Source organism: Mesorhizobium sp. M0802, from assembly GCF_040320115.1.
In the GTDB taxonomy this organism is placed as follows: domain Bacteria; phylum Pseudomonadota; class Alphaproteobacteria; order Rhizobiales; family Rhizobiaceae; genus Mesorhizobium.
Genome location: NZ_JAMYOY010000032.1, coordinates 15,917 through 38,848 on the forward strand (window position 1 = coordinate 15,917; position 22,932 = coordinate 38,848).

Genomic DNA, 22,932 nt, shown 5'->3' on the forward strand with positions numbered 1-22,932 from the left:
CTGTCTCATTCATTCGGACCAGGAGTTAAAATGGCTTTCAAGATCATCGCATCCCAATGCACCCAATGCGGCGCCTGCGAATTCGAATGTCCTTCGGGCGCGATCAAGTTCAAAGGCGAGAGCTACGTGATCGAGTCACAGAAGTGCACCGAATGCGAGGGGGTCTTCGATGCGCAGCAATGTGCCTCGGTATGTCCGGTGCCGAAGACCTGCGTTCCTGCGTAACGGACATTGGACTGCCGACATGGTTGGGGGCTGCCTACGCAGGACGCCTGGAACGCCTTGTTCGCAATCTCAGCCGCAAGAGAAATCAGGGAACGGACATGTCGCTCGGACGCGAAGAGGAGATCGAAATCCGCAGGCCTCCACGATTCATGCCGGGAGAGCGGGTACGTGCCACTCGCCACATAAAGAATGACGGCACCTATCCTGGCAGGGAGATCGGCGAAAATCTCGTGCGGAAGGGGGACGAGGGATATGTGCGCGACATTGGCACCTTTCTCCAGCAGTTCTTCATCTATGCGGTCGAGTGGATCGACCGTGGCACCGTCGTCGGTATGCGAGCGCGTGAACTGATGAGCCTCGACAAGGCCGAGGCGCCCTGCAGTGCTGAAAGCAATACCAATGAAGGGACGGCCAGATGAAAGTCATGATCCGCAGGACCGATGCTGGTTTGTCGGCGTATGTCCCCAAAAAGGACCTCGAAGAGCCGATCATCAAACTGGAGAAGGAAGAGTTGTGGGGCGGAACGGTCACGCTCAGGAACGGGTGGCGGCTCCTCCTACCCGATCTCCCACATGATACGCGTCTGCCGATCACCGTCGAGGCAAGGAAGATTTCCGAAGAGGGCTGATGCTGCCCCTAGGTGCGTCGCGAGGAAACGAGATGAACACGATCCTGACATCGGGCCACCTCGTCATTGTGCGGGACAGTTTTGCTGAAAAGCTGCTTGACCTGGCGAAGGGAGCGCTCGCCGCCGATGAGGTGATCCCCTATCTCGGTCCGGGTCTTCTTGAGTTGAACTGTGTGGAACCGCCTGTGCCGCATACCCCGGAGGTTGTTGCCGCGGCACTCAACGCACGGGCTCCTGCCCCTTCCAGGATCCGCACCAATATGTGGTCGGTTGCGCAGTTCATCGAACAGCGCCGGCATCGCCGGACCCTTCAAGCTTGGATGACCGACATATTCGCAGCGCCGGTGGGGCCGACCCCCTTCCACGCCTGGCTCGCAAGGCTGCCACTCTCCCTCATCATCGACAGCTGGTATGACAGCGCGATGCGCACGGCTCTGGTAGAGACGGGCCGAACGGACGTCGTTGAGATACAAGGCGTCACGCGCGCGAATGAAATCGGCAACATTTGGACGAAAACCTACGATTTGTCCGGGAGGGAGCTCGACCCCCGATTGGGGGCCAAGACGGTTCTCTATTCACCTCACGGGAGTATTACGCCCGCGCAAAACTTTCTCGTCGCAGATTCCGACTACGTCGAAGTCCTGTCCGAAATTGATATCCAGACACCGATCCCAGACGCTGTGAAGGAACGGCGCATCACCCGTGGATTTTTCTTCGTTGGCTGCCGCTTCAACGATCAGATGCTGCGCACCTACGCCAGACAGATCATGAAGCGCTCCCGCGGTCCCTATTGCACCGTAATGGACGCCGAAACCCTGACCAGAAACGAAGCGCGTTTCCTTGCGGCAAGCGGAATCACGGTGATCGACATGCCAGTAGGTCAAGCGGCGGCTCGGCTTGTGGGAACGGGCACGGCTGCAGGTTGAGGACGGGATTAACAATGGCGGATGCCTTTGATGATGTCTGCTTCGGCTTTCCTCGAAGGCGCAAAATGCAGTCGGGAATACACCCGTGAACAGTGAAGCTGTCAGCGGCGCAACGAACGCACTGAATTCGTTGGCCCATGTTGAAGCGGCGCGCTGGGGCCGGGATTTGAGTACGCTGTTGCGCATCACGCGTATGAATCTGCGCCATCCGTGGCAGGTCGCCCTCGCTATGGGCTCGACGATCATGGCGGCAATCCTCCAGTTGCTCATTCCCCAGCTTCTCGGCCGGGCTGTCGACCAGACCCAGACAGCTATCGGGGGCGGTGTCGCGGGGGCTGCGGCAGGACAAGCGCTCTGGGCCCCGGCTCTCCTGCTGCTCGCCGTCAGCGCGCTACGCGGCGTTTTCACGATGGCGCAGAACTATTTTGCCGAAGCCGTCGGGCATCATGTCGCGTACGAATTGCGGCTCGCCTACTACGACAAGATCCAGCGTCTCAGCTTTTCCTTTCACGACCGGGTCCATTCAGGCGATCTGATAACCGCCGGAATGCTCGATCTCGAAGGCGTGCGGATGTATTTTTCCACCGGGCTCATGCGGGTGCTCCTGCTGACGATGCTGATCGGGATTGGCGCTTACATGATGATCTCGACCGATCCGATGCTCGGCTTGGCCGCGCTCAGCTTCGTGCCTTTTGTCGCTTGGCGCTCATCGACCACACAGCTTAGGCTGCGCGCCACCTGGCTCGACCTCTATGAGCGCCTTTCGGTACTAAGCCGCGTGATGAAGGAAAATCTCGCAGGTATCCGTGTGGTCCGCGCTTTTGCGGCTCAATCCTATGAGATGCTGAAGTTCGACGGCGCTTCCAAGAACGCGCTCGACCTCGCCAACGATCTCGTTGACATCTACGTACCAAACACGTCGGCGATGACCTTGTCCTACTTTTTTTCAATGGGATTGGTGCTTGGGATCGGTGGCAACAAGCTCGTCGCTGGCGAGATCAGCGTCGGAACCATGGCGACCTTCCTGACCTTCATGACCATGCTGCAAATGCCAGTCCGCCAGATCGGTCTCATGGTCAATGCGTTTGCCCGCGCTTCTAGCTGCGGTTCGCGGCTTTTCGGTCTCCTCGATCAGGAGATCACAATCAGGGATGCTCTCGAGGCCAGACCGCTTGAGATAAGTGACGGCACTCTGCGCTTCCACAATGTCTCATTTGCCTACCCCAACGCCGAAAACCGCGCCATTCTGAAGAACCTCAGCTTTGAGGCCCGGAGAGGCGAGACGATCGCGATCGTCGGTCCGCCGGGTTCCGGCAAATCGACGATGGCTCATCTGGTCCCCCGCTTTTACGACGTGACCGATGGCGCCATCACGTTGGACGGCCAGGACGTACGCAATGTCACCCTCGAGAGCCTTCGCAAGGCGGTCGCGGTTGTACAGCAGGATGCGTTCCTATTCACCACAACGATCGAGAACAACATCGCTTATGGCGATCCCTGGGCGAAGAGACAGCGAATTGAACGCGCTGGAGAATTCGCCCAGCTCCACGACTACATCCTCGGGCTCCCGGCAGGGTATGAGACGGTCGTGGGCGAACGCGGCGTTTCTCTCTCTGGCGGCCAGCGCCAGCGTCTCACGATTGCTCGCACCATGATGCTGCGCCCCTCCGTCATCATTTTCGACGACTCGATGGCCGCGATCGATGCCGGCACCGAGCTGCGCATTCGCGCGGCGATGCGGCGCTTCGCAAAGGATCGGGTGACGATCATCATCGCGCACCGGCTGAGTGCGCTTAAGCATGCCGATCAAATCCTTTTTGTCGATAAAGGCGAAATCGTAGAACGCGGCACGCATGAAGAGCTTCTGGCGAAGCGGGGACGCTACAGGGCCCTTTACGATCTCCAGACGCGCCCGGGTGATAGCATTATTAGCCAGGATGGGGGCGCCCGCTGATGGACCAGGGCCGCGGCGAACTCGAAGCCGAACGTGACGACGGGAGACGCCCTCCGCGCGCGGTCGTCGGCTCGCACCGGATCGAGGAGGAGATGTTCGGCCGGGCTTTCGACAAGAGCATCCTCCGTCGCATCTGGGGCTTCGTCCATCCCTACCGGGCAAAGGTAGTTGTCACGATTGTCGCGATGCTGTTCTTCACCGGGACGCAGCTTCTCATCCCCTTGATCATCCGCTACGCGATCGACCTCGGCATGAACCCGGCAAGGCCCGATCGCTCAGCCCAGCTTGCGGCCGTCGGCGCGTTCCTTTCGGCGATTTTGGTCAATTTCGCCGCCGGCTACATGCAGGAAGCCTTGGATGGGAAAATGGCCGAAACTGTCCTGTTCGACATCCGCCGCGCCATGTTTGGCCATCTGCAAAAGGTTTCGCTCTCTTTCATGGACAAGACCGAGGTCGGACGCCTGATGTCGCGCCTGCAAGGCGACGTTAACTCCATACAGGAGTTCCTGGAAACCTCGGTATATTCCCTAGGCGATGTTGCGCTTCTCTTCGGCATCGTTTTCGTAATGCTGTGGCTCGACTTTCGCCTCGGCCTCCTGACGCTATCGGTTCTGCCGATCCTGGTGATCGTCCGCATTGTCTGGTTGCCGCGTGCCCGCGACGCCTTCATGGCTGCACACGAAACCAATTCCGTCGTCAATGGCGCGCTGGCCGAAGCCATTCACGGCGTGCGGACCATACAGTCAATGGACCGCCAGCAGGTGAATTTCAGTCTTTTTGACGATCGGGCCCATGCCAACCTCAGGACCCACCTGATCGCTGCCAGATATGCACTGGTCATGGTGCCCATCGTCGATGGCATCACCGGCCTCGCCTTGGCCGCCGTTATTGTGGTCGGCGGCTCGATGGTCATGAATAGCCGTATAGATGTGGGCGTGTTGGTAGCCTACCTATTTTACATCCAGCGCTTCTTTGACCCGATCCGCTCACTCACCCTGCAATATTCGGTCATGCAGCGCGCCATGGCCTCAGGCAAGCGCCTGACCGATGTGCTCGACGTCAAGATCGATGTTAAGGACAAACCCAATGCCGAGGTGCTTTCGCCCGAAATGGACGGCTCGGTCGAGTTTAGGGACGTCACCTTCGGCTACGATCCGAACCGTTCGGTTCTGAAAAATGTCTCGTTCAAGGTCAATCCGGGCGAGACGGTCGCAATAGTCGGACCGAGCGGTTCTGGCAAATCGAGTTCGATGGCCCTGGTCCACCGCTTCTATGATGTTCAGCAGGGTCAGGTGCTGGTCGGCGGACATGATGTACGCGACCTCACCCAGGAATCGCTCGGCCGCCAGGTCGCCATGGTGCTGCAGGAGCCATTCCTGTTCACCGGGACGGTCTTCGAGAACATTCGATACCAGAAGACGGAAGCCACGCGCGACAAGGTGATCGAGGCGGCCAAGGCCGTCGGCGCGCATGACTTCGTCATGAGCCTCGCCGACGGGTATGAGACCCAACTTGGCGAACGCGGCGACAACTTATCTCTCGGCCAGCGCCAGCTTATCAGTTTCGCCCGCGCCCTCGTCGCTGACGCCAAGATCCTCGTGCTCGACGAAGCTACCGCCAACATCGACAGCTACACGGAATTGCAGATTCAGAAGGCTCTGATCAAGCTGCTTGAAGGGCGGACTGGCCTCGTCATCGCCCACCGTCTCGCCACGGTCCGGGGGGCCGACCGCATCATCGTGCTTCAGAATGGCCAAGTTGTTGCGACTGGCAACCACGATGAGCTAATAGCCATGGGCGGCCTGTATTCCAGACTCTACTATCTCAACTACGCCTCCTTCGACGACCTTCCCGAACACGATACCACCGTCCAAGCTGGCTCTCAGACCTGACATCTTGGCGGCCTTGTGGTAGTGGCGTTGGCTTTCGGGCGTGTCGGCAGACCACTCAGGCCACCGCGTCCGGCCAGCAGCCAGCATTCAAGAACGAGCACTCCTCGCAGTTCGTGAAGACCGGCTGCGAACGATTTCCTCCAGCATCGTATCCGACCGCGGTGCACCACCATCATCGGGCGAGCTCGCTCGAGGTGTTGGCTGGGCGTCGCAAAGCCGCTCGCGAGCGCGCCCTCAATAGCGCCGTAGCGAGTGACGGCTTTGCTACCGACGGGCCGCTGATGAAGCTGGATTAGTGGGCGCCGCACCGACGCCGCCCTGGGCGAGAAGAACCTCCTGCGGCTGGCTATGGGCAACGACTAGCGCCAGCGCGACGAGCAGGCGCGTGCCGGCATCGCGACGCGCTCGGCTACCCTCTCCTTAGGATCGTGCATGTTCACACGATGGCCCAGACGCCAGCCAACGCACAAAGCTGGTATTCTGTGCCGCCTGCTCGTCGTCAGTTTGGCCTCCTCCCGATTGCCCGCCCCACCACGTGCACGCTCGAGCACGTGGGTGTGAGGAGCGCTGCACAAGGATGTAACCTCAGGCCGCGAATTTCATGGTCAGCCAAGTCGAGCCATGATTTCGGACTGAATGGTCGTCGCGGTGTAAAGGGAAGCATCTAGCGGCAGATTTCCAAATGCCATTTGACAAAGCAGGTAGTTGGCACCTGCCTCTTCCAACTGATCTAGCAGAGCTTTTCGCACAGACTCTGCTGATCCTACCACGCACAATTCACTCTCGACTGCCGCATCGAAGGTCAGCGGCAAGTTTGGTGGAGTGGGGATAGCGTTAAGCTCGTAAAGGAATTGGAAGCTCTTGAGCCAGCGTGCGTAAGCAGGTGCCGCGAGCGAATAGGCATGTGTGTCACAACGCCCAATCACGACCATGCGGAGCAATCCGACAAATCTCCCTTGATCCCCCCCGCCTGCGTTGTCCTCTCGATAGGCGCGGAACGCATCAGTAGTTTTGCGAACAGAAGAGGAAGGTCCTACACACGCGATATTTGTTCCATTCGCAGCGGCCCAAGCTGCGGACTCGGGTCGATTGGCAGCGACCCATGTGGGCGGATGTGGACGCTGATGAGGTCTTAGCGTCAAAGGAACGTCATTGAGATCAAAATGGCGGCCTTGATAGCATAGCGTGCCGACCTCCCTCGAATTAACAAGTATTTCCATAAGAATTTCGCTGGCTTCGGCATAACGGCCCGGCACCGCGTCCGCACCAATCCCGAAGTAGCCCAATTCGGTCGGGAGAGCACCGCGCCCTATGCCCAGTTCGAGCCTGCCACCGCTCAACTGGTCCAGCATACAGATCTCTTCGAACGCACGCAGCGGATGATAAAGCGCAAGCAGCATCACCAAGGGTCCGAGACGCAAGCGCCGGGTGCGCTGGGCGACGCTCGATAAGAACAGATTCGGCGATGGACCTCTCCCATGGGGAGTACAGTGGTGTTCTGCGAGATGGTAGGCATAGAACCCTAGCTGATCGCACGCCTCTGCTAAGATCAGGCGATCTTCGTACTGCCGGCCTATATCGAGGCCACCCTCATCCAAATGATCGAAGATGCCGAAAGCTAGGTTTGAAGGAAAGACGTTTGTCACTCTTTAAGTCCCCGATTTTAAAAGCAGGCTGTTTTCTTGCTGGGATCACCAAGCAAGTCGGAAGAGATGTGTGTGATCGCCGATTAGCGTCAGCGTAACGAAGAAGGAGAGCCTGACGCTTCCCTGCCCCTGGAGCTTGGCACCCTTAAGCTTCCAGCAATGTCGCCAGCGGCAGCAAGAAATTCATCCATCTGCTCTTTTGTGCCGATGCTGACGCGGATACAGTGTTCCAAGCCTTTGTCCGGAAAAAACGCGACAAGTATCTTTTGCCTCTCCAATGCTGCTTGCCACCATGAGCCGTCCTGTCCCGCGGGCACACGGGCCAGCAAGAAATTTGCGCGAGAGGGTGTTACGGAAAATCCGAGTTGCGATAGTGCAACTGTCACTCGCTCTCGTTCATCCTTGATGTGCTTGTGGTTGTCTGCGTAGGCGCCGCGATGCGCAAGCACGCTGATACCAACGGCATGCCCGATCACGTTCATGTTGAAGACGTTCTGGATGTTTCGCAGCCTTCCAATAATTTCAGGGTGACCGAAACCGAAACCGACGCGAATGCCGGCGGCGGCATAGCTTTTCGAGAATGACCTCAAGATCAGAAGGTTCGAATACCGGTTGATGAGGCGCAGTCCGTGATCGGGTGCAAAGTCGACGTAGGCCTCATCAAGGACAACCAAGCGGTCCGATTGTGCTACGAGGCGTTCGATATCGCTTATCGGGAGGAATGTTCCGGTCGGATTGTTTGGATTGGCCAACATAATAAACTTGGCGCCTTTTGCCGGACCGGAAAGCAATTGCTCCATTGGCAGGGAATGAGCTTGACATCCGATTTCGAGGAACTCAGCGCCCTGAAGCATGGCAAGTTTGCGGTTGAACGAAAACCCTGGCGACATCATCGCAACCTTGTCGCCGGGTGCGAGGAAAGCTCTGTAGATCAGTCCGAGCAGTTCAGACGACCCGTTGCCAGCGATGACCTGATCCCTGGAAACGCCATAGGTGCTGGACGCTGCTTCCCTCAATCTGAAGTTATCGTCATCCGGATATAGATACGGGCGCTTGAGGGCCGCCACTGCACTTTTCATTATGATTGGCGGCAACGGAAACGGGTTCTCATTCGTATTCAGCTTGATAAAATTTGCGTCCGGCGCTGGTCCGTTGGACGGCAGAGCATCCAACTGTCGTGTCACTTGCGAAAGAGCCGAAAGCACAGTTTGCAGTTTTGCGTCGGACATATTTAACTCCGTTTCAGTCACACAGGGGCATCCGCATGAGCTCGCAACGAGAGCAACATGGCGGACGGGATTGACGATGGCAGGGTTGCCTTTCACACAATGGTCGCAGCGCCGGCTGACATGGGAATTCAGCCAGGCTGTCCTCGGTCGAATCGAGTTGACGCGGACGCGGATCTGCATCGCTGCGCGGCGCTAAGCGGCTCAGCTCATGCCCAGGGTCATGCTTTCAAAGACGCTTGATCTCGACGCCGTATTTCCTCAGCACGTAGCCAATCTGGCGCGGGGTCAGCCCAAGCAAGCGCGCTGCCTTTGCCTGCACCCAGCCACATCTTTCCATGGCAGCAATGACGCGCTCTATATCGGGCGTCCTCGCGCCAATTGGGTGGGTTGCGCCGGCAAGCGGGACTGTAGTCGCGGCCGAACTGGCGGCCTCGTCCGGGGGCGTGGCCAAATTCGCTGACTCCGGCAGGATCGGCGGTGGTTGCAGCGCGGCCTTGCCCGATCTGCACTTCCACAGCGCCTCGGCAAAGCATTGGCCTTGGGAGCAGGCAAAGTCGTTTCTTCCGATTGACAGTCCCTCGGCCAGGATCGCTGTCCGGTGCACGCAATTTTCAAGCTCGCGAATGTTGCCGGGAAACTCACATTTCATCAGCACTTCAATCGCACGCGGATCGAAGGTGAGCGTACAGCCGTTCTCGTCGTTGAACTTCTTGAGAAACTCAGCTGCGAGGAGCGGAATATCGCTGCGCCTTTGGCGCAATGCTGGTACCAGCAAGGGAACCACGTTGATGCGGTAGTATAGGTCGGCGCGGAACTCATTCCTTGCAACCGCCTCTTCCAGGTTCCTGTTCGTGGCGGCAATCACGCGAACATCGACCTTGATGGTCTGATTGCTGCCGACGCGCTCAAACTCCTGCTCCTGCAGCACGCGCAGTAGCTTTGCCTGGAACGAGGCCGAGATCTCGCCAATCTCATCGAGAAACAACGTCCCCTTGTCAGCGAGCTCAAAGCGCCCCTTGCGGGAATTGAATGCGCTTGTGAAGGCACCCTTCTCATGACCGAACAATTCGGATTCCAGGACTGTCTCTGGGAGCGCTGCACAATTGAGTTTAACGAAGGGCCGCTTGGCGCGCGGCGACAACTCGTGAATTGCCTTGGCAGCCAGCTCCTTCCCGGTACCGGACTCACCTCGCAGCAGAACTGTGGTTTTTGCCTTGGCTACGACCGCGATCTTCTCCAGCAGGGCGCTTATCGCCGGACTGTCACCAATCATCCCCTCGACGTGAACCTTTTTGCGCCGGGGTGCAGGGTGCTTAACATTAGAAAATTTCGTTTGCAGCCGATGTTCCAGCTCCGGCGTTCGCTCGCGGTCGGCCGCGGAGAAGCGATGCAACTTGACTGTCTGTCCCACCATGTTGGCAATCATGGTAAGCAGCCGGACATCATCGTCGAGCCGATAGCTTGACCTGCTTTCCAAAACCCGGTCCAAAGTCAGCGCGCCTATGGCGTTCCCATCAACACGAATGGGAACGCCGATGAACGACACGGTGTCGGAGGCCCCAAGCACCTCGATATCAGCGGCAGTGAAGGTCGGATGCATCGCTATGTCCTCGGCGACGAGCGGCGTGTCGGTCGTCACAATCTGATCGATGGCGTTGCGCGGCAGGCGCGACCGGGAGGGCTCATTGCCGTTCGTGCCGCAGCCGCTGGCCACTGTGACGTCCAGTCCGCCCTCGGCATCGCAGAGAGCGATGATGCCGTGCCGCATCTGCACAAACGAGTGCAGGAGATCGACTACCTTGGCCAACTTGAGTTCGAGCCGGGCGGCATCGGCGAGTACTTTCGATATTTCGAAGACGCCGGTTAGCGCGCGCTCGTGCAATGCCACATTCGCAGGATTCGTGTCGGACTTTGGACAACCCTTTATCGCATTCGGCAGCGATATGCCGCAGTCGCGGGCATTCTGTTCTGACTTGCTAATGTTGTGGTGCATGTGATCCTCGATCTCGCGCCATCAAATCTAGGCTGGCGGCATGTGCGCCCGCGACGTCGCGGGCACGCGCGAAAATGCTCCGACGTGAACTCGTGCCGCCGCCGTGTGGTCGAGTGCAAAGCGGGTCTAGCCCTGACGCATCGCTTGGCTACTCCCTCCACGAGGCTTGGCCATGTTATTGGCTTGCCCCGGGCAAACACACGTTGTTTTCAAAAGACTGGAGCGAGGCGGCATAGTCAATCGAGCTTTCTTTCATCTGTGAAAGGAAACCTCGCGGCCTATGATAGGATTCATCAGTTCTATCTTTGCGTTGAAGCAGAAATCCTGGCCGGCCATACGTTGCCCGAGCGGCTGACCGCGCGGAGTGTAAATGCGGGGCCGTGCCATTCACCAGCGCCCGCGAAGGAGGGGCGGGAGCGATAATAACCGCCAACGGCACTGGTCGGTTGCGGCAACCGCCATCTTTCTCGAGTTGATCAGGCGGCGGCGATGTCGCGTGTGAAGGCGCGAAGCTGGCGTCGAGTACGACTTCGTAGGCGGTGCTCGCAACTTTATGGATCGCATCGTCGTGGTCAGCACCATCACCAGCCTGGGGCCGAAATCGGCACACTCAATGAGCGTATCGAAAAGTCTGAACAGATTACGATGCGACCGCTTGGAAACGGCTGCCCCTGCTGCGGGCGTTGATTTGCAAAATGGGTCGTCCAAAAGGCCGTCCGAATTTATTCTGTGATTGCAGTGGCTGCATGGTCGTAGGCTGTCTAGAAACGAGCGCTTCCGAACAGGGGTAAGTTAGCCTGTCATCTGGACGGCCTGAACAGGCGACCTATTGGTACGCGCTGGCGCCAACGATGGGGCCCGGTCCAAAGCCGGCTAATGAGGAACCCACCACGCTCTGTGCAGCAAAACCGCTAGCCAGAGGGATCGACCCGCAAGCACTCTGCCAGAGACCATCAAGGGCGTTCGGACCGCGGCCTTGCCCGCTGGTCTGACACCGCATTCCTCCATCATTGGCGAGCCCACGTCAGTTCAGGTGATGCGGATTCATCTGGCATGGGTATTGCGGCGGCGTTGGTGCAGCGTTCGACCGGAGCGCCGCGATAGGGAGAAGCCCGGGAGAAGCCACGCCACCTCGATCCGGTCAGGGAGAGAGAAACAGTGTCAGCTGCACAAGTCCGCTGCGCGAGTCCCGCGCCCCGCAAACCCTTCTACACCAAGCTCTACGCCCAGGTGCTTGCCGCCATCGCGCTCGGCGTCGCAATTGGCTATTTTTATCCCGAGACCGGCGAGAGCCTGAAGCCGCTGGGTGATGCCTTCATCAAGCTGGTCAAGATGATCATCGCGCCTGTCATCTTCCTGACAATTGCGACCGGCATTGCCGGCATGAACGATCTTCATAAGGTCGGCCGGGTCGCCGGCAAGGCAATGGTTTATTTCCTCACCTTCTCAACGCTCGCGCTGATCGTCGGCCTCATCGTCGCCAATGTCGTCCAGCCTGGCGACGGCCTGAACATCGATCCGGCCTCGCTCGATGTCCAGGCCGTGAATACCTATGCCGCAAAAGCCAAAGCGCAGTCGGTCACCGGCTTCCTGATGAACATCATCCCGCCAACGATCGTCGGTGCCTTCGCGGAAGGCGACATCCTGCAGGTGCTGTTCTTCTCGGTTCTGTTCGGCATGGCGCTTGCGATGGCCGGAGAGACGGGCAAGCCTGTCGTTTCCTTCCTCCAGGCGCTCATTGTGCCTGTCTTCAAGCTCGTCGGAATTCTGATGAAGGCCGCGCCGATCGGCGCTTTTGGCGCGATGGCCTTCACCATCGGCAGATATGGCATCGGTTCGGTAGTCAACCTCGCGATGCTGGTCGCGACGTTCTATTTCACCGCCTTCCTCTTCGTGTTCGGGGTTCTCGGCGCAGTCTGCCGCTACAACGGCTTTTCGATTTGTTCTCTCATTCGTTACATCAAGGAAGAGCTGCTGCTTGTCCTTGCAACGTCCTCCTCGGAGGCGGCGCTCCCGTCGCTGATGGAGAAAATGGAGAAGGCGGGCGCCAGGCGTTCGGTTGTGGGTCTCGTCATCCCGGCCGGATATTCGTTCAATCTGGACGGCACGAATATCTACATGACGCTTGCGGCTCTCTTCATCGCACAGGCGACGAACACGGATCTGTCCATCGGCGATCAGGTGCTGCTGCTGCTCGTAGCAATGCTTTCCTCCAAGGGCGCTGCAGGTGTGACAGGTGCGGGCTTCATCACCCTGGCGGCTACGCTCGCGGTAGTTCCGAGTGTTCCCGTTGCTGGGATGGCACTGATACTCGGCATCGACCGATTCATGTCCGAATGCCGGGCGCTGACGAATTGCGTCGGCAACGCAGTGGCATCCCTCGTCGTCGCACGCTGGGAAGGAGAGTTGGACCGAGCACAGATGAAAGCTGCCTTCAGCGGTCATCAGCTTACCGAGGCATCAAACCGGCTACCCTCCTGCAAGTAAGGTGGGCGGCCCACGACCTGTCAAGTCGCTTAGCTGGTCACATAACTGAACGACCGACCCGCAGCCTCTAAACGGCTCCTCACGGACCATGTATCAGAAGCGCTAAATGTGTGAGTGCAAATCTTCACCGCCCTTTAAGCGAATGAGCCTTTCAGTATACCCGGCCGGTTTACGTCTGCAATGATGTTCGTCCAACACGCTGTGCCCACTCGTATGGGGACGTCTTCGTTTTGCCACCCGAAACCGAAACGCGTTAGGCGGCCGGCCCGCGTCAAAAACCAATCAGAATAGGACCTATGACCAAGCGCCCCACAATTGCCGATCTCGCCCGCGAAGCCCGAGTCAGCGTAGCAACGATCGATCGGGTTCTGAACGCCCGCCATCCGGTGCGCGAGGAGACCGCGCGGCGGGTCCACGACGCCGCCCAGGCGATCGGCTATCATGCTGCCGGGCTAATCAAGCAGCGGTTGCGGCGAGACCTACCGCACTACCGTCTGGGCTTCATCTTGAGAAAACCGGCCCAGCATTTCTACCAAGATTTTGCGCGCGAGGTTGAAGCATCGGTCAATTTGGCCCAGTCCTTCCACGGCATTCCGCTCGTCGAATTCGCCCCGTCACATATGCCGAGCGACCTGATCGCGCCGCTCAAGGAGTTGGGCGCACGCTGCCATGCAATCGCGATGGTGGCACCGGACCACCCGAAAATCACAGCAGCGGTTGAGGATCTCAAGGCCAAGGGCATTCCGGTTTTCTCGCTGCTTTCCGACTTCGCCGCCGGCGTGCGACAGGGGTATATCGGCCTCAACAACCGCAAGGTGGGGCGCACGGCCGCTTGGATGGTGTCCAAGGTCGCAAAACGGCCCGGCAAAGTGGCGGTGTTTGTCGGCAGCCATCGTTTCCAGGGGCACGAGCTCCGTGACGTCGGCTTTCGCTCCTATTGCCGTGAGAACGCGCCCACGTTCGAGGTGCTGGATCCGGTCATGAACCTCGAGAAACGGCAGATCACCTACGAGGCAACGCTTGATCTCATGCAGCGGGAGCCCGAGCTCGTCGGCTTCTATGTCGCCGGCGGCGGCATGGAGGGCGCGATCTCCGCGCTCCGAGAAGAGGGCAAAAGTCGGGATCTCGTCGCGATCGTGAATGAAATCACACCTGAGTCTCGGGCAGCGCTCGCAGATAACATCGTCACGATGGCGGTCGCCACGCCAATGCGCCGGCTTTGCCAGGAGCTGATAACGCTGATGACACGGGCTATCGAGACCGGCACCGCTGAAACACCCGGACAGACATTTCTGCCGTTCGACATCCATCTGCCGGAAAATATATGAAGGCGGAAGCGCGAGGTAGATTGCCTAGATCCGCAGCATCAACCTCCACCGGCTTCACTTGCCAACATGCCCCACGTTCTCGTGCAGGGGGTGTGGTCAATGATCCCGCACGGCAAGAGCCGAGCGAGGCCAGCACAGCCCGGGGTCGACCTCGTCGACCGCCATCTCCTCGCCTGGCTGCACGTGAAAAGCCGCGGCACAGCCGGCAAGGTAGGAATTTAACCGGGCTAACCATCTTCTGGGACTTCGCACGCAAATCGAGGCGGCAGTCAATTCAGTAGCAGCCTGGGCGTGTGTTCTGCTCGTTCCGGCCCCTCGCACTTAGCAAGGAACTGCGCCGCTCTGCCGGGCCAAAGGCCCGACGCCCGAAGGGCAACCGCTCCTACGCGATCGCGTCCGCCTTCAGAAGCCGCCATCGAAAAGAATGCTCGCGTCGTCACCACCTACGGCCAAAGCGGGCAATCAAGGCAGCTGGCATCACTCTGCCACACATCCTCGACGAGCAACTCGCCTGAGATCAGCCCCAGAACGTAGGTAACACGCGCCGCGCCGGCGCTTGTCGAACATGCTGATCAGCCTGTCTTACAGGCGGTGATTAGGTGGGGCTCAACATCTTCCGGGACTTCGCACGCGATTTCGAGGTGGCAGTCGGTACCAAGAAACGAAAGGTCGGATCGGCGTGCCCGAGACGCTCAATGATTTCAGGCAAAGGCGCCAGGCGAGATGCCTCCTGCAACATCATTTCCCGCATCCACATGCTTGCCGGATCACTATTGTGAAGCTCAGGCCATTGGACGGCTTCCGTGAATGCAGGAGGAGGAAGTGGCGGCGGAAGTTGGACAATCCGCAGGGGTGTTGCTTTTGCGAAATGCTGCGCCAGCCGTAAGGGCATGGTCCCGATGCGGTTGGTGCCTGACAGGACGGGCGGGATCAGGCTAAAGCCCTGTACGACAACTTCGATACGTCTCTCGAAACCGTGCTCGAGCAAATACCATTCCTCCATGGTGGGCTGCCGGGTGTGCCTGAATTTGAGCACAACATGTCCCATGCACAAGTATCGCTCGAATGTAAGTGGCTCCGACAGCTGCTTGTTCGTGCCGCAGCCTACGCCTACGAGCTTATCTTCGAACAGGGCTGCGCGAGGATGTTTCGACATGAACACTTCCGGCATGATCAGAAAATCAACGTCGCCGCGCCGGAGAAGCTCCTCGGGGTCGTCGCAAATAGGCAGACATTCAAAGCGAACGGCGGGAGCTTCCTGCGCAGCGCGCTCTACTATCTTCCTAAAAAATACGAGCGTGATGTAATCGGAAAGCATGATTCGGAAGAGACGATCCGATTGGGCCGGGTTGAAGGCGTCGGGGGAAATAATCGATAGCTGGATGTGCAGCAATGCGTCCCGGACTGCTGGGGCGAGCCCGTCGGCGCGCGGCGTCAAAATGAGCTCGCGGCCGCTCATCGTAAATAGCTCATCGCTGAAATAGGCGCGTAGCCGAGCAACGGCGGCGCTCATGGCCGGCTGGCTCAGGTTGATACTGCGAGCCGCGGCAGTGACTTTACGCTCCCTCATCAGAGCGTCCAGCACAACGAGGAGATTTAGATCCAGCCCTTTAAAACGCATGTCATGTTCTATCCAACGTGTGGATGCGTATCATTCAAACAATCAATTTTACGAATTTACGAGCCATGCATTAGAGGAACGGAAAGTGAGCGACGTCAAGCTCAAATCGACGACACGGGCCGGAACTCGAGAGAGCGTCTGGCTCACCTTCGCCAACGACAACGGCTGAGTGCAGCCACCAACGCCGCTTTGGTCGAGTAATGCGGCCGCAAAAACCAATATGAAGAGAGGTCCTGAATGCGCCATCAGGTGCAGTGGAAGTTGTGCTGGGAAAACGAGTTGCAGCTCTCCGATCACGTTAAGCTCGCCGAGTTCTTTCGTGATACGTACGGGCCGACTGGGGCGTCCAACGCAGAACCGTTCGAAGGTAGTCGAAGCTGGGCCGGAGCCAGGCCTGAACTCCGCGTAATCGCCTATGATTCAAGCGGTGTAGCGGCTCACATGGGCATACTGCGCCGTTTCATCAAGGTCGACGCGGTCGACCTGTTGGTGGCTGAGCTGGGCCTGTACGGGGTACGTCCGGACCTTGAGGGTCTGGGAATCGCCCATTCAATCCATGTCATGCTTCCAATACTGCAGGAGCTTGGCGTTCCATTCGCTTTCGGAACGGTCAGGGACGCGCTGCGGAATCATGTTGAGAGGTTCGGACGGCGATACAGCCCTATGGCCGTTTTGTCGGGAATTCGCGTGCGCTCCACCCGACCAGAGGCCCGCCTCGACCTGCCGCCCACACGCATCGATGACGCACTCACCATTGTTCTGCCAGTTGGACGGCCGATCAGCGAATGGCCCACGGGCACGATGATAGATCGGAACGGACCAGAGCTATGAGCTGGTCCGATTGCTTGTACGAAGTGCGCCGTGAGTGCTCTGACGGCACCGGCCGTCGAAGCGTTTATCTGACGTTTGACGACGGTCCCAATCCACTTTTCACACCGGAGATTCTCGACGTGCTGGCAGAGCAGCGGGTGCCGGCGACTTTCTTCGTCATCGGCGCCTACGCCTTAGAGCACCCAGATCTAATCCAACGGATGATCGCAGAAGGGCACGAGGTAGGCAACCACACGATGTCTCATCCGGACCTGTACCAATGCGGTTTCGGCGAAGTGCAACGTGAGGTCTTTGAAGCGAACGACGCCATCATGAGAGCGTGCCCGCAGGCCTCGGTCCGCTTTGTTCGCGCGCCCTACGGCGCCTGGAGCGAAGAAGTCTGCACAGCATCACAGATCGCCGGGCTGGCGGCCCTTCATTGGTCCGTCGACCCTCGAGATTGGTCTCGCCCTGGAGTCGAGGCGATTATTGATAGAGTGCTCGCCTCTGTCCGGCCGGGCGCAATTGTACTCTTGCACGACGGATGCCCTCCCGGCGAGTTGAGCCAGGGCGCTCACGCCGGCATGCGCGACCAGACGGTCACGGCGCTGTCCCGGCTGATTCCAGCACTGCGTGAGCGCGGATTTGTAATCCGCTCACTTCCTCAACATCACTGAACAAACGAGATCCCATGACACTTCTTGGTACAACCAGCACTGTGGCCATTTCGCTTTATGCACTGCTCTCGACTGCCTATAAGAGCATGCAAGGGCTTTATGCTATGCCGACAAAGGATTCGTCGGCGTTGGAGGTTCTCGTCGGCTCCGACAAACTGCCCAGCGTGGATGTCATCGTCCCCTGCTTCAACGAGGATCCGCGCACGCTTTCAGAGTGCCTGGCTTCCATTGCAGACCAAGAATACGCCGGAAGACTTCGGGTCTATTTGGTTGATGACGGTTCTGGAAATCGCGAAGCCTTAGGAACTGTCCACGAAGACTACGCGCGCGACCCCAGGTTCGACATCATTTTGCTTCCCGAGAATGTTGGAAAGCGCAAGGCGCAGATCGCCGCGATACGCCGCTCATCAGGGGATCTGGTGCTTAACGTTGATTCAGACACGGTACTCGCACCCGACGTCATTTCCAAGCTTGTACCGAAGATGCGAGATTCAGCGGTCGGCGCAGTCATGGGTCAGTTGACGGCCAGTAACCGAACCGAGAGCTGGCTGACCAGGCTGATAGACATGGAGTACTGGCTGGCTTGCAACGAGGAGCGCGCGGCACAGGCTCGCTTCGGTGCCGTTATGTGCTGTTGCGGCCCATGTGCCATGTACCGCCGGTCTGCGCTCCTTTTGTTACTGGACCAGTACGAGTCGCAATTTTTTCGGGGCAAGCCAAGCGACTTCGGTGAGGATCGCCATCTCACTATCCTGATGCTGAAAGCAGGCTTTCGAACCGAATACGTTCCGAGCGCCATCGCGGCCACAGTCGTTCCGAACAGACTCGGACCGTATCTGCGCCAACAACTCCGTTGGGCACGAAGCACATTCCGGGACACGCTGCTTGGGCTGCGCTTGCTGCCTAGCCTAAATAGCTATCTCACGTTGGACGTGGTCGGACAGAATCTCGGCGCGCTACTCCTCGCCCTATCGGTATTAACGGGCCTCGCACATTTCGCACTGACAGGCACTGTGCCTTGGTGGACAGGACTGATGATTGTGTCCATGACCATGCTCCGATGCAGCGTGGTAGCATTTCGTGCTCGACAATTTCGATTTCTTGGCTTTTCGCTGCACACGTTCATCAACGTCTTTCTCTTGCTTCCGTTGAAGGCCTACGCGCTGTGTACCTTGAGCAATAGCGATTGGCTGTCACGAAGCTCTGCTGTCGCTACATCGAACACTGGGGGAAAACAGGCCCCCACCCAAACTCCGATCACTGGTTCCAGCAGGGCAGAATTCTCGCCCCATTCGGCTCCGCTTCGCAGGCTCAATCTTGCGCGGGATTCTTCGGAATTAGTCCTGTCGGACAACATTTGCGGCGACGAGTGATCGCTACTTACCTGATGGACGAGAGGTGCACGAGTTTGACCCAGAACGCGAATCATCAGTTGCTTGATCGGGAATTGGCCGCAGACGATCCGTGGCGCCTCGACGGCAATCCGTTCGAGCAGAAGCGCCACACGCAAATGCTCCAGCTGGCGCTTGCCCAAGGCTCCATTACAAATGCCCTCGAAGTCGGGTGCGCTGCCGGCGCATTCACGGAAAAACTAGCCCCCTACTGCCAAGGGCTCACCGTCATCGATGTCGTGGCGCAAGCGATTGCTCGAGCACGTCAACGGATAAAGGAGCCGTCGCGCATCAACTGGATAGTCTCCGATGTTCAACAGTTTTCGACCAACGAGTTGTTTGACCTGATCGTTGTGGCGGAGGTCCTCTACTACCTCGGAGACATAGCCGAGATGCGCGCGGCCGTCAAAAACCTGGTGCGGGTGCTTGCGCCAGGCGGGCATCTGATCTTCGGATCGGCAAGGGATGCTAATTGCCGTCGCTGGGGTCACGCCGCTGGTGCTGAGCCGGTCATCGCCATGCTGAACGAAACGTTGATCGAGGTAGAGCGTCTTGAGTGTCGGGGCGAGTCGGTCAACGAAGACTGCTTGCTCGTCCGTTTCCGGAACCCGATTTCCGCTTCCTGATGAATCGAATCTATCGCCGTTAACGTGGAGACACTATGCGCATCTGTGGTACCAAGCTGACCCATGATGGGGCGATCGCCCTGGTCGAGGATGGACGGCTCGTCTTCTGCGTTGACCAGGAAAAGCGGCACAACGATCCGCGTTACCAATCCATCGATAATCTCGACGCAATTGTTGCCGCTTTAGCGGAGCAGCGGCTAGATCCTTGTGATGTCGATCAGTTCGTTATCGACGGCGGGGATGGCGAAGACGAGTCACAGTTTCAGGTCGGCAGGCAACCAAGCAACCGCCAGTTTTGTCGTCCCTCTCGGTAAAATGAACCCATGTCCATGGTAGCGATCGACCTTACTGACGTAAGCAAAACTTATGACAAGCTCGTTGTCGACAGGCTGTCGTTCCGCGTTGCGGCGGGGGAATGCTTCGGGCTCTTGGGACCGAACGGCGCGGGCAAAAGCACGATTGCGCGTATGGTCCTCGGCATGACATCGCCTGATGCGGGGAAGATTACTGTGCTCGGCGCTCCAGTGCCGGCGCGCGCGCGTTTGGCACGTATGCGCATCGGCGTGGTCCCGCAGTTCGACAATCTTGATGCCGCGTTCACTGTACGCGAGAACCTGTTGGTGTTCGGGCGCTACTTCCGGATGAGCAGACGCCAGATCGATGCGGTCATACCATCGCTGCTTGAGTTCGCCCGCCTCGAGAACAAAGCGGATGCGCGCGTCGCCGAACTGTCCGGCGGCATGAAGCGGCGCCTGACGCTCGCGCGTGCGCTGATCAATGACCCGCACTTGCTGGTGATGGACGAGCCGACCACCGGCCTCGATCCGCAGGCCCGCCACCTGATCTGGGATCGGCTGCGATCGCTGCTGGCGCGGGGCAAGACTATTCTTTTGACTACCCATTTCATGGAAGAGGCCGAGCGGCTGTGCGATCGGCTGTGCGTTATGGAGGAGGGGCGCAAGATCGCCGAAGGTCGCCCGTCCGAACTCATTGACGAGCAGATCGGCTGTGACGTGGTCGAGGTCTACGGCGGCAATCCGCATGAACTGGGTGCGCTGATCCGGCCGTACGCACAGCGCATCGAGGTGAGCGGTGAGACGCTTTTTTGCTATGCACCCGATCCGGAGCAGGTGCTGGCGCAGCTACGCGGGCGCACGGGTCTACGCCTTCTGCAGCGTCCCCCCAATCTCGAGGATGTGTTTTTGCGGTTAACCGGGCGCGAGATGGAGGACTGAACAATGGGCGAACGTTATGCGGCGGGCATGCCCGCCAATGCGTGGAATTGGGTCGCGGTTTGGCGCCGCAACTATCTTGGATGGAAGAAAATCGGGCTTGCATCGGTTCTCGGCAACCTCGCCGATCCGATGATCTATCTGTTCGGTCTCGGCTTTGGCATCGGAACAATGATAGGTCCTGTTGAGGGCACTTCGTACATTGCGTTTCTCGCGGCTGGCATGGTTGCCACAAGCGTGATGGCATCGGCGACCGCTGAAACGGTCTACGGGAGTTTCGGCCGCATGGGCGACCAGCGCACCTGGGAAGGAATGCTATGCACTCAGCTGACGCTCGGCGATATCTTACTCGGCGAATTGGCGTGGGCAGCCACGAAGGCCCTCATGGCGGGCACAGCAATCACTATTGTTGCCACCACGCTCGGATACGCATCGTGGCCATCCATCCTCTGCTTGCTGCCAGTCATCGCTCTCAATGGCCTCGCCTTCGCGAGTCTAGCGATGGTCGTCACGGCGCTTGCGCCCAGCTATGAATATTTCATATTTTATAATACGCTTGTTATTACACCCATGCTGTTCCTTTGCGGCGCGATGTTTCCGGTCAACCAATTGCCCGGCGCTTTTCAGTATGCTGCCTCCTTATTGCCGCTCGCACATGCAGTCGACCTCATTCGTCCAGCGATGCTTGGCCGTCCGATTGACAAAATGGGCCTGCATATCGGCGCGCTTTGCATATACACGGTTTTGCCCTTCTTCTTTTCGATTGCTCTTTTTCGTCGAAGGCTGATGCGTTGACGCTACTCACCATTCGAATTGGATGTTTGGGCGCAACCCATTCACACGCCGCCTAGATCAAGACATGCGTTTTAAAGGACTCGATCTGAACCTCCTCGTTGTGTTGGACGCTCTGGTCAGGGAACGTAAAGTCACCGCGGCGGCCCGCAGTATTAACCTGAGCCAGCCGGCAATGAGCGCCGCCGTTGCTCGGTTACGCGCCTATTTCAGCGATGAGCTATTTACGATGAGCGGCCGCGAGCTCATTTTGACACCGCGCGCTGAGGGGCTCGCCCCAGCAGTCAGGGAGGCATTGCTGCACATCCAGCTATCGATTATTTCCTGGGACGCCTTCAACCCAGCCCAATCGGATCGTCGCTTCCGGATCATCCTTTCCGATTACATCACGCTCGTATTTTTTAAGAAGATCGTAGAACGTGCTGCGCGGGAAGCTCCCGCCGTCCGCTTTGAATGTCTCCCTATTTCCGACGACCCCGAGGAGCTTCTCCGGCGCGGCGACGTTGATTTTCTGATCATGCCGGAAGTATTCATGTCGAAACATCCTCGCGCAGCCCTGTTCGAAGATAAGCTCGTATGCGTAGGCTGCCGCACGAACAAGCAGCTGTCAGAGCCACTTACATTGGAGCGATACTTATCGATGGGGCAGGTTGTCCTCAAATTCGGGGACACCCGGCAGCTCTCCGTCGAGGAATGGTATCTGCTTGAGCACGGTTTCGAGAGACGTATCGAAGTTGTCGTACACGGCTTTAGCCTGATCCCGCCCGTTGTATCCGGCACCAGCCGCATCGGGACCATGCCCTTACGGCTGGCGCAGCATTTCGCAAAAACAACACCCCTGCGGATTGTCCAACTTCCGCCACCACTTCCTCCCGCATTCACGGAGGCCATCCAATGGCCTGCGCTCCACAATAGTGATCCGGCAAGCTTGTGGATGCGTGAAATGATGTTGCAGGAGGGATCTCGTATGATTCCTCTGCCTAAGAGCACCGGACGTCTCAGTTGTCCGCAAATTGAGAAACTGCTCCCCCCTCGACTATGAGAGGAGGCATGGATGGCGATTGGAATTGGGAGATTCCTGCATTGTCGAGAACGATGTGGAGAGAGCCGATGCTTCAGCCTAAGAGGTAGCAGCGATGCTGCGGCTGCATGAACTTGGCTGGTGGAGCGAACCGATGGGCGAAGGAATTCGGGTGCGCGCGCAACACGGTGCGTCGGTATCTCCGCCACGGCGGGACCGTTCCGTTTGGTAAACCTGTTCGGCCGACCGCGTTGACGGGCTGGACGATTGGCTGCGAGAGCGCTTGTTTCCGGTCCCCGCCGCCTGCGAGCCCGCAACTGCTCAGCAGAAGGGCGAAGCGAACGAGAGTGCATCCATTTCGTAAATGTGTGCCTATCCAAGCAATCGATTTCTCCAATTGTCCGATGACGAATATGAACGACTCAGGCAGGGACATCATTAGGAGTATTTTTCG

General features: G+C 58.4%; 19 protein-coding genes and 3 pseudogenes. 18 read left to right on the forward strand and 4 right to left on the reverse strand.

Annotated elements, in window-relative coordinates; all coding sequences use genetic code 11:
• Positions 1-30: 30 nt before the first annotated feature.
• The 6 genes from NKI10_RS29225 to NKI10_RS29250 all read left to right on the forward strand — a co-directional run bounded on the left by NKI10_RS29225 (position 31) and on the right by NKI10_RS29250 (position 5,625).
• Positions 31-225: a 4Fe-4S dicluster domain-containing protein gene (locus tag NKI10_RS29225; RefSeq protein WP_023672218.1), complete on the forward strand. Its 195-nt coding sequence runs from the start codon at positions 31-33 to the stop codon at positions 223-225.
• 98 nt (positions 226-323) lie between these two features.
• Entirely contained in the window at positions 324-644 is a 321-nt protein-coding gene (locus NKI10_RS29230; protein WP_023687354.1) for a nitrogen fixation protein NifZ, read from the forward strand.
• Positions 641-853: a putative nitrogen fixation protein NifT gene (nifT, locus tag NKI10_RS29235; RefSeq protein WP_023672220.1), complete on the forward strand. Its 213-nt coding sequence runs from the start codon at positions 641-643 to the stop codon at positions 851-853. The genes NKI10_RS29230 and nifT overlap by 4 nt, the downstream gene beginning before the upstream one ends.
• A gap of 32 nt (positions 854-885) precedes the next feature.
• Entirely contained in the window at positions 886-1,779 is an 894-nt protein-coding gene (locus NKI10_RS29240) for an SIR2 family NAD-dependent protein deacylase (protein ID WP_352515287.1), read from the forward strand.
• Positions 1,780-1,864: 85 nt separating this feature from the next.
• Entirely contained in the window at positions 1,865-3,733 is a 1,869-nt protein-coding gene (locus NKI10_RS29245) for an ABC transporter ATP-binding protein (protein WP_352801012.1), read from the forward strand.
• On the forward strand, positions 3,733-5,625 hold the full coding sequence (locus NKI10_RS29250; protein WP_352515286.1) for an ABC transporter ATP-binding protein: 1,893 nt from the start codon (positions 3,733-3,735) through the stop codon (positions 5,623-5,625). The genes NKI10_RS29245 and NKI10_RS29250 overlap by 1 nt, the downstream gene beginning before the upstream one ends.
• A gap of 605 nt (positions 5,626-6,230) precedes the next feature.
• Here the strand turns inward: NKI10_RS29250 and NKI10_RS29255 are convergent.
• The 3 genes from NKI10_RS29255 to nifA form a co-directional block, all read right to left on the reverse strand.
• A complete protein-coding gene (locus NKI10_RS29255) occupies positions 6,231-7,271 on the reverse strand; it encodes an LLM class flavin-dependent oxidoreductase (RefSeq protein ID WP_352515285.1) in 1,041 nt (346 codons plus the stop codon).
• 89 nt (positions 7,272-7,360) lie between these two features.
• Positions 7,361-8,500: a histidinol-phosphate transaminase gene (gene hisC, locus NKI10_RS29260; protein ID WP_352801014.1), complete on the reverse strand. Its 1,140-nt coding sequence runs from the start codon at positions 8,498-8,500 to the stop codon at positions 7,361-7,363.
• 226 nt (positions 8,501-8,726) lie between these two features.
• Entirely contained in the window at positions 8,727-10,493 is a 1,767-nt protein-coding gene (gene nifA, locus NKI10_RS29265; protein WP_352801016.1) for a nif-specific transcriptional activator NifA, read from the reverse strand.
• A 1,158-nt stretch (positions 10,494-11,651) separates the two neighbouring features.
• On the opposite strand from nifA, the gene NKI10_RS29270 reads away from it, so the two are divergent.
• The 3 genes and pseudogenes from NKI10_RS29270 to NKI10_RS30980 form a co-directional block, all read left to right on the forward strand.
• Positions 11,652-12,980, forward strand: coding sequence for a dicarboxylate/amino acid:cation symporter (locus tag NKI10_RS29270; protein ID WP_352515282.1), 1,329 nt, complete (start codon positions 11,652-11,654; stop codon positions 12,978-12,980).
• Between the two features lie 296 nt (positions 12,981-13,276).
• On the forward strand, positions 13,277-14,308 hold the full coding sequence (locus NKI10_RS29275) for a LacI family DNA-binding transcriptional regulator (protein WP_023672231.1): 1,032 nt from the start codon (positions 13,277-13,279) through the stop codon (positions 14,306-14,308).
• A 287-nt stretch (positions 14,309-14,595) separates the two neighbouring features.
• Positions 14,596-14,823 (forward strand): annotated as a pseudogene (locus NKI10_RS30980) (IS1634 family transposase); the annotation flags it as partial.
• Positions 14,824-14,903: 80 nt separating this feature from the next.
• On the opposite strand, the gene NKI10_RS29280 reads toward NKI10_RS30980, so the two are convergent.
• Positions 14,904-15,929: a LysR family transcriptional regulator gene (locus NKI10_RS29280; protein WP_023806350.1), complete on the reverse strand. Its 1,026-nt coding sequence runs from the start codon at positions 15,927-15,929 to the stop codon at positions 14,904-14,906.
• 237 nt (positions 15,930-16,166) lie between these two features.
• Here NKI10_RS29280 and NKI10_RS29285 point away from each other — a divergent pair, with 237 nt between their 5' ends.
• From NKI10_RS29285 to NKI10_RS29325, 9 genes and pseudogenes are all read left to right on the forward strand, one after another.
• Complete coding sequence (locus NKI10_RS29285) at positions 16,167-16,760, forward strand: NodA family N-acyltransferase (protein ID WP_023694280.1); 594 nt, start codon at positions 16,167-16,169, stop codon at positions 16,758-16,760.
• A complete protein-coding gene (nodB, locus tag NKI10_RS29290) occupies positions 16,757-17,416 on the forward strand; it encodes a chitooligosaccharide deacetylase NodB (protein ID WP_023806351.1) in 660 nt (219 codons plus the stop codon). The genes NKI10_RS29285 and nodB overlap by 4 nt, the downstream gene beginning before the upstream one ends.
• A 14-nt stretch (positions 17,417-17,430) precedes the next feature.
• Entirely contained in the window at positions 17,431-18,789 is a 1,359-nt protein-coding gene (gene nodC, locus NKI10_RS29295) for a chitooligosaccharide synthase NodC (RefSeq protein WP_023806352.1), read from the forward strand.
• A 14-nt stretch (positions 18,790-18,803) separates the two neighbouring features.
• A complete protein-coding gene (gene nodS, locus NKI10_RS29300) occupies positions 18,804-19,433 on the forward strand; it encodes a nodulation methyltransferase NodS (protein ID WP_031198788.1) in 630 nt (209 codons plus the stop codon).
• 35 nt (positions 19,434-19,468) lie between these two features.
• A pseudogene (locus tag NKI10_RS29305) lies at positions 19,469-19,702 on the forward strand (carbamoyltransferase N-terminal domain-containing protein); the annotation flags it as partial.
• A gap of 54 nt (positions 19,703-19,756) precedes the next feature.
• Positions 19,757-20,668 carry a nodulation factor ABC transporter ATP-binding protein NodI gene (gene nodI / locus NKI10_RS29310; protein WP_023706355.1) on the forward strand — a complete coding sequence of 304 codons (912 nt, stop codon included), beginning with the start codon at positions 19,757-19,759 and terminating at the stop codon, positions 20,666-20,668.
• A 3-nt stretch (positions 20,669-20,671) separates the two neighbouring features.
• Positions 20,672-21,460, forward strand: coding sequence for an ABC transporter permease (locus NKI10_RS29315; RefSeq protein WP_023806355.1), 789 nt, complete (start codon positions 20,672-20,674; stop codon positions 21,458-21,460).
• A gap of 64 nt (positions 21,461-21,524) precedes the next feature.
• On the forward strand, positions 21,525-22,499 hold the full coding sequence (locus NKI10_RS29320; protein WP_023806356.1) for a LysR family transcriptional regulator: 975 nt from the start codon (positions 21,525-21,527) through the stop codon (positions 22,497-22,499).
• 8 nt (positions 22,500-22,507) lie between these two features.
• Positions 22,508-22,767 (forward strand): annotated as a pseudogene (locus NKI10_RS29325) (helix-turn-helix domain-containing protein); the annotation flags it as partial.
• Positions 22,768-22,932: the final 165 nt, after the last annotated feature.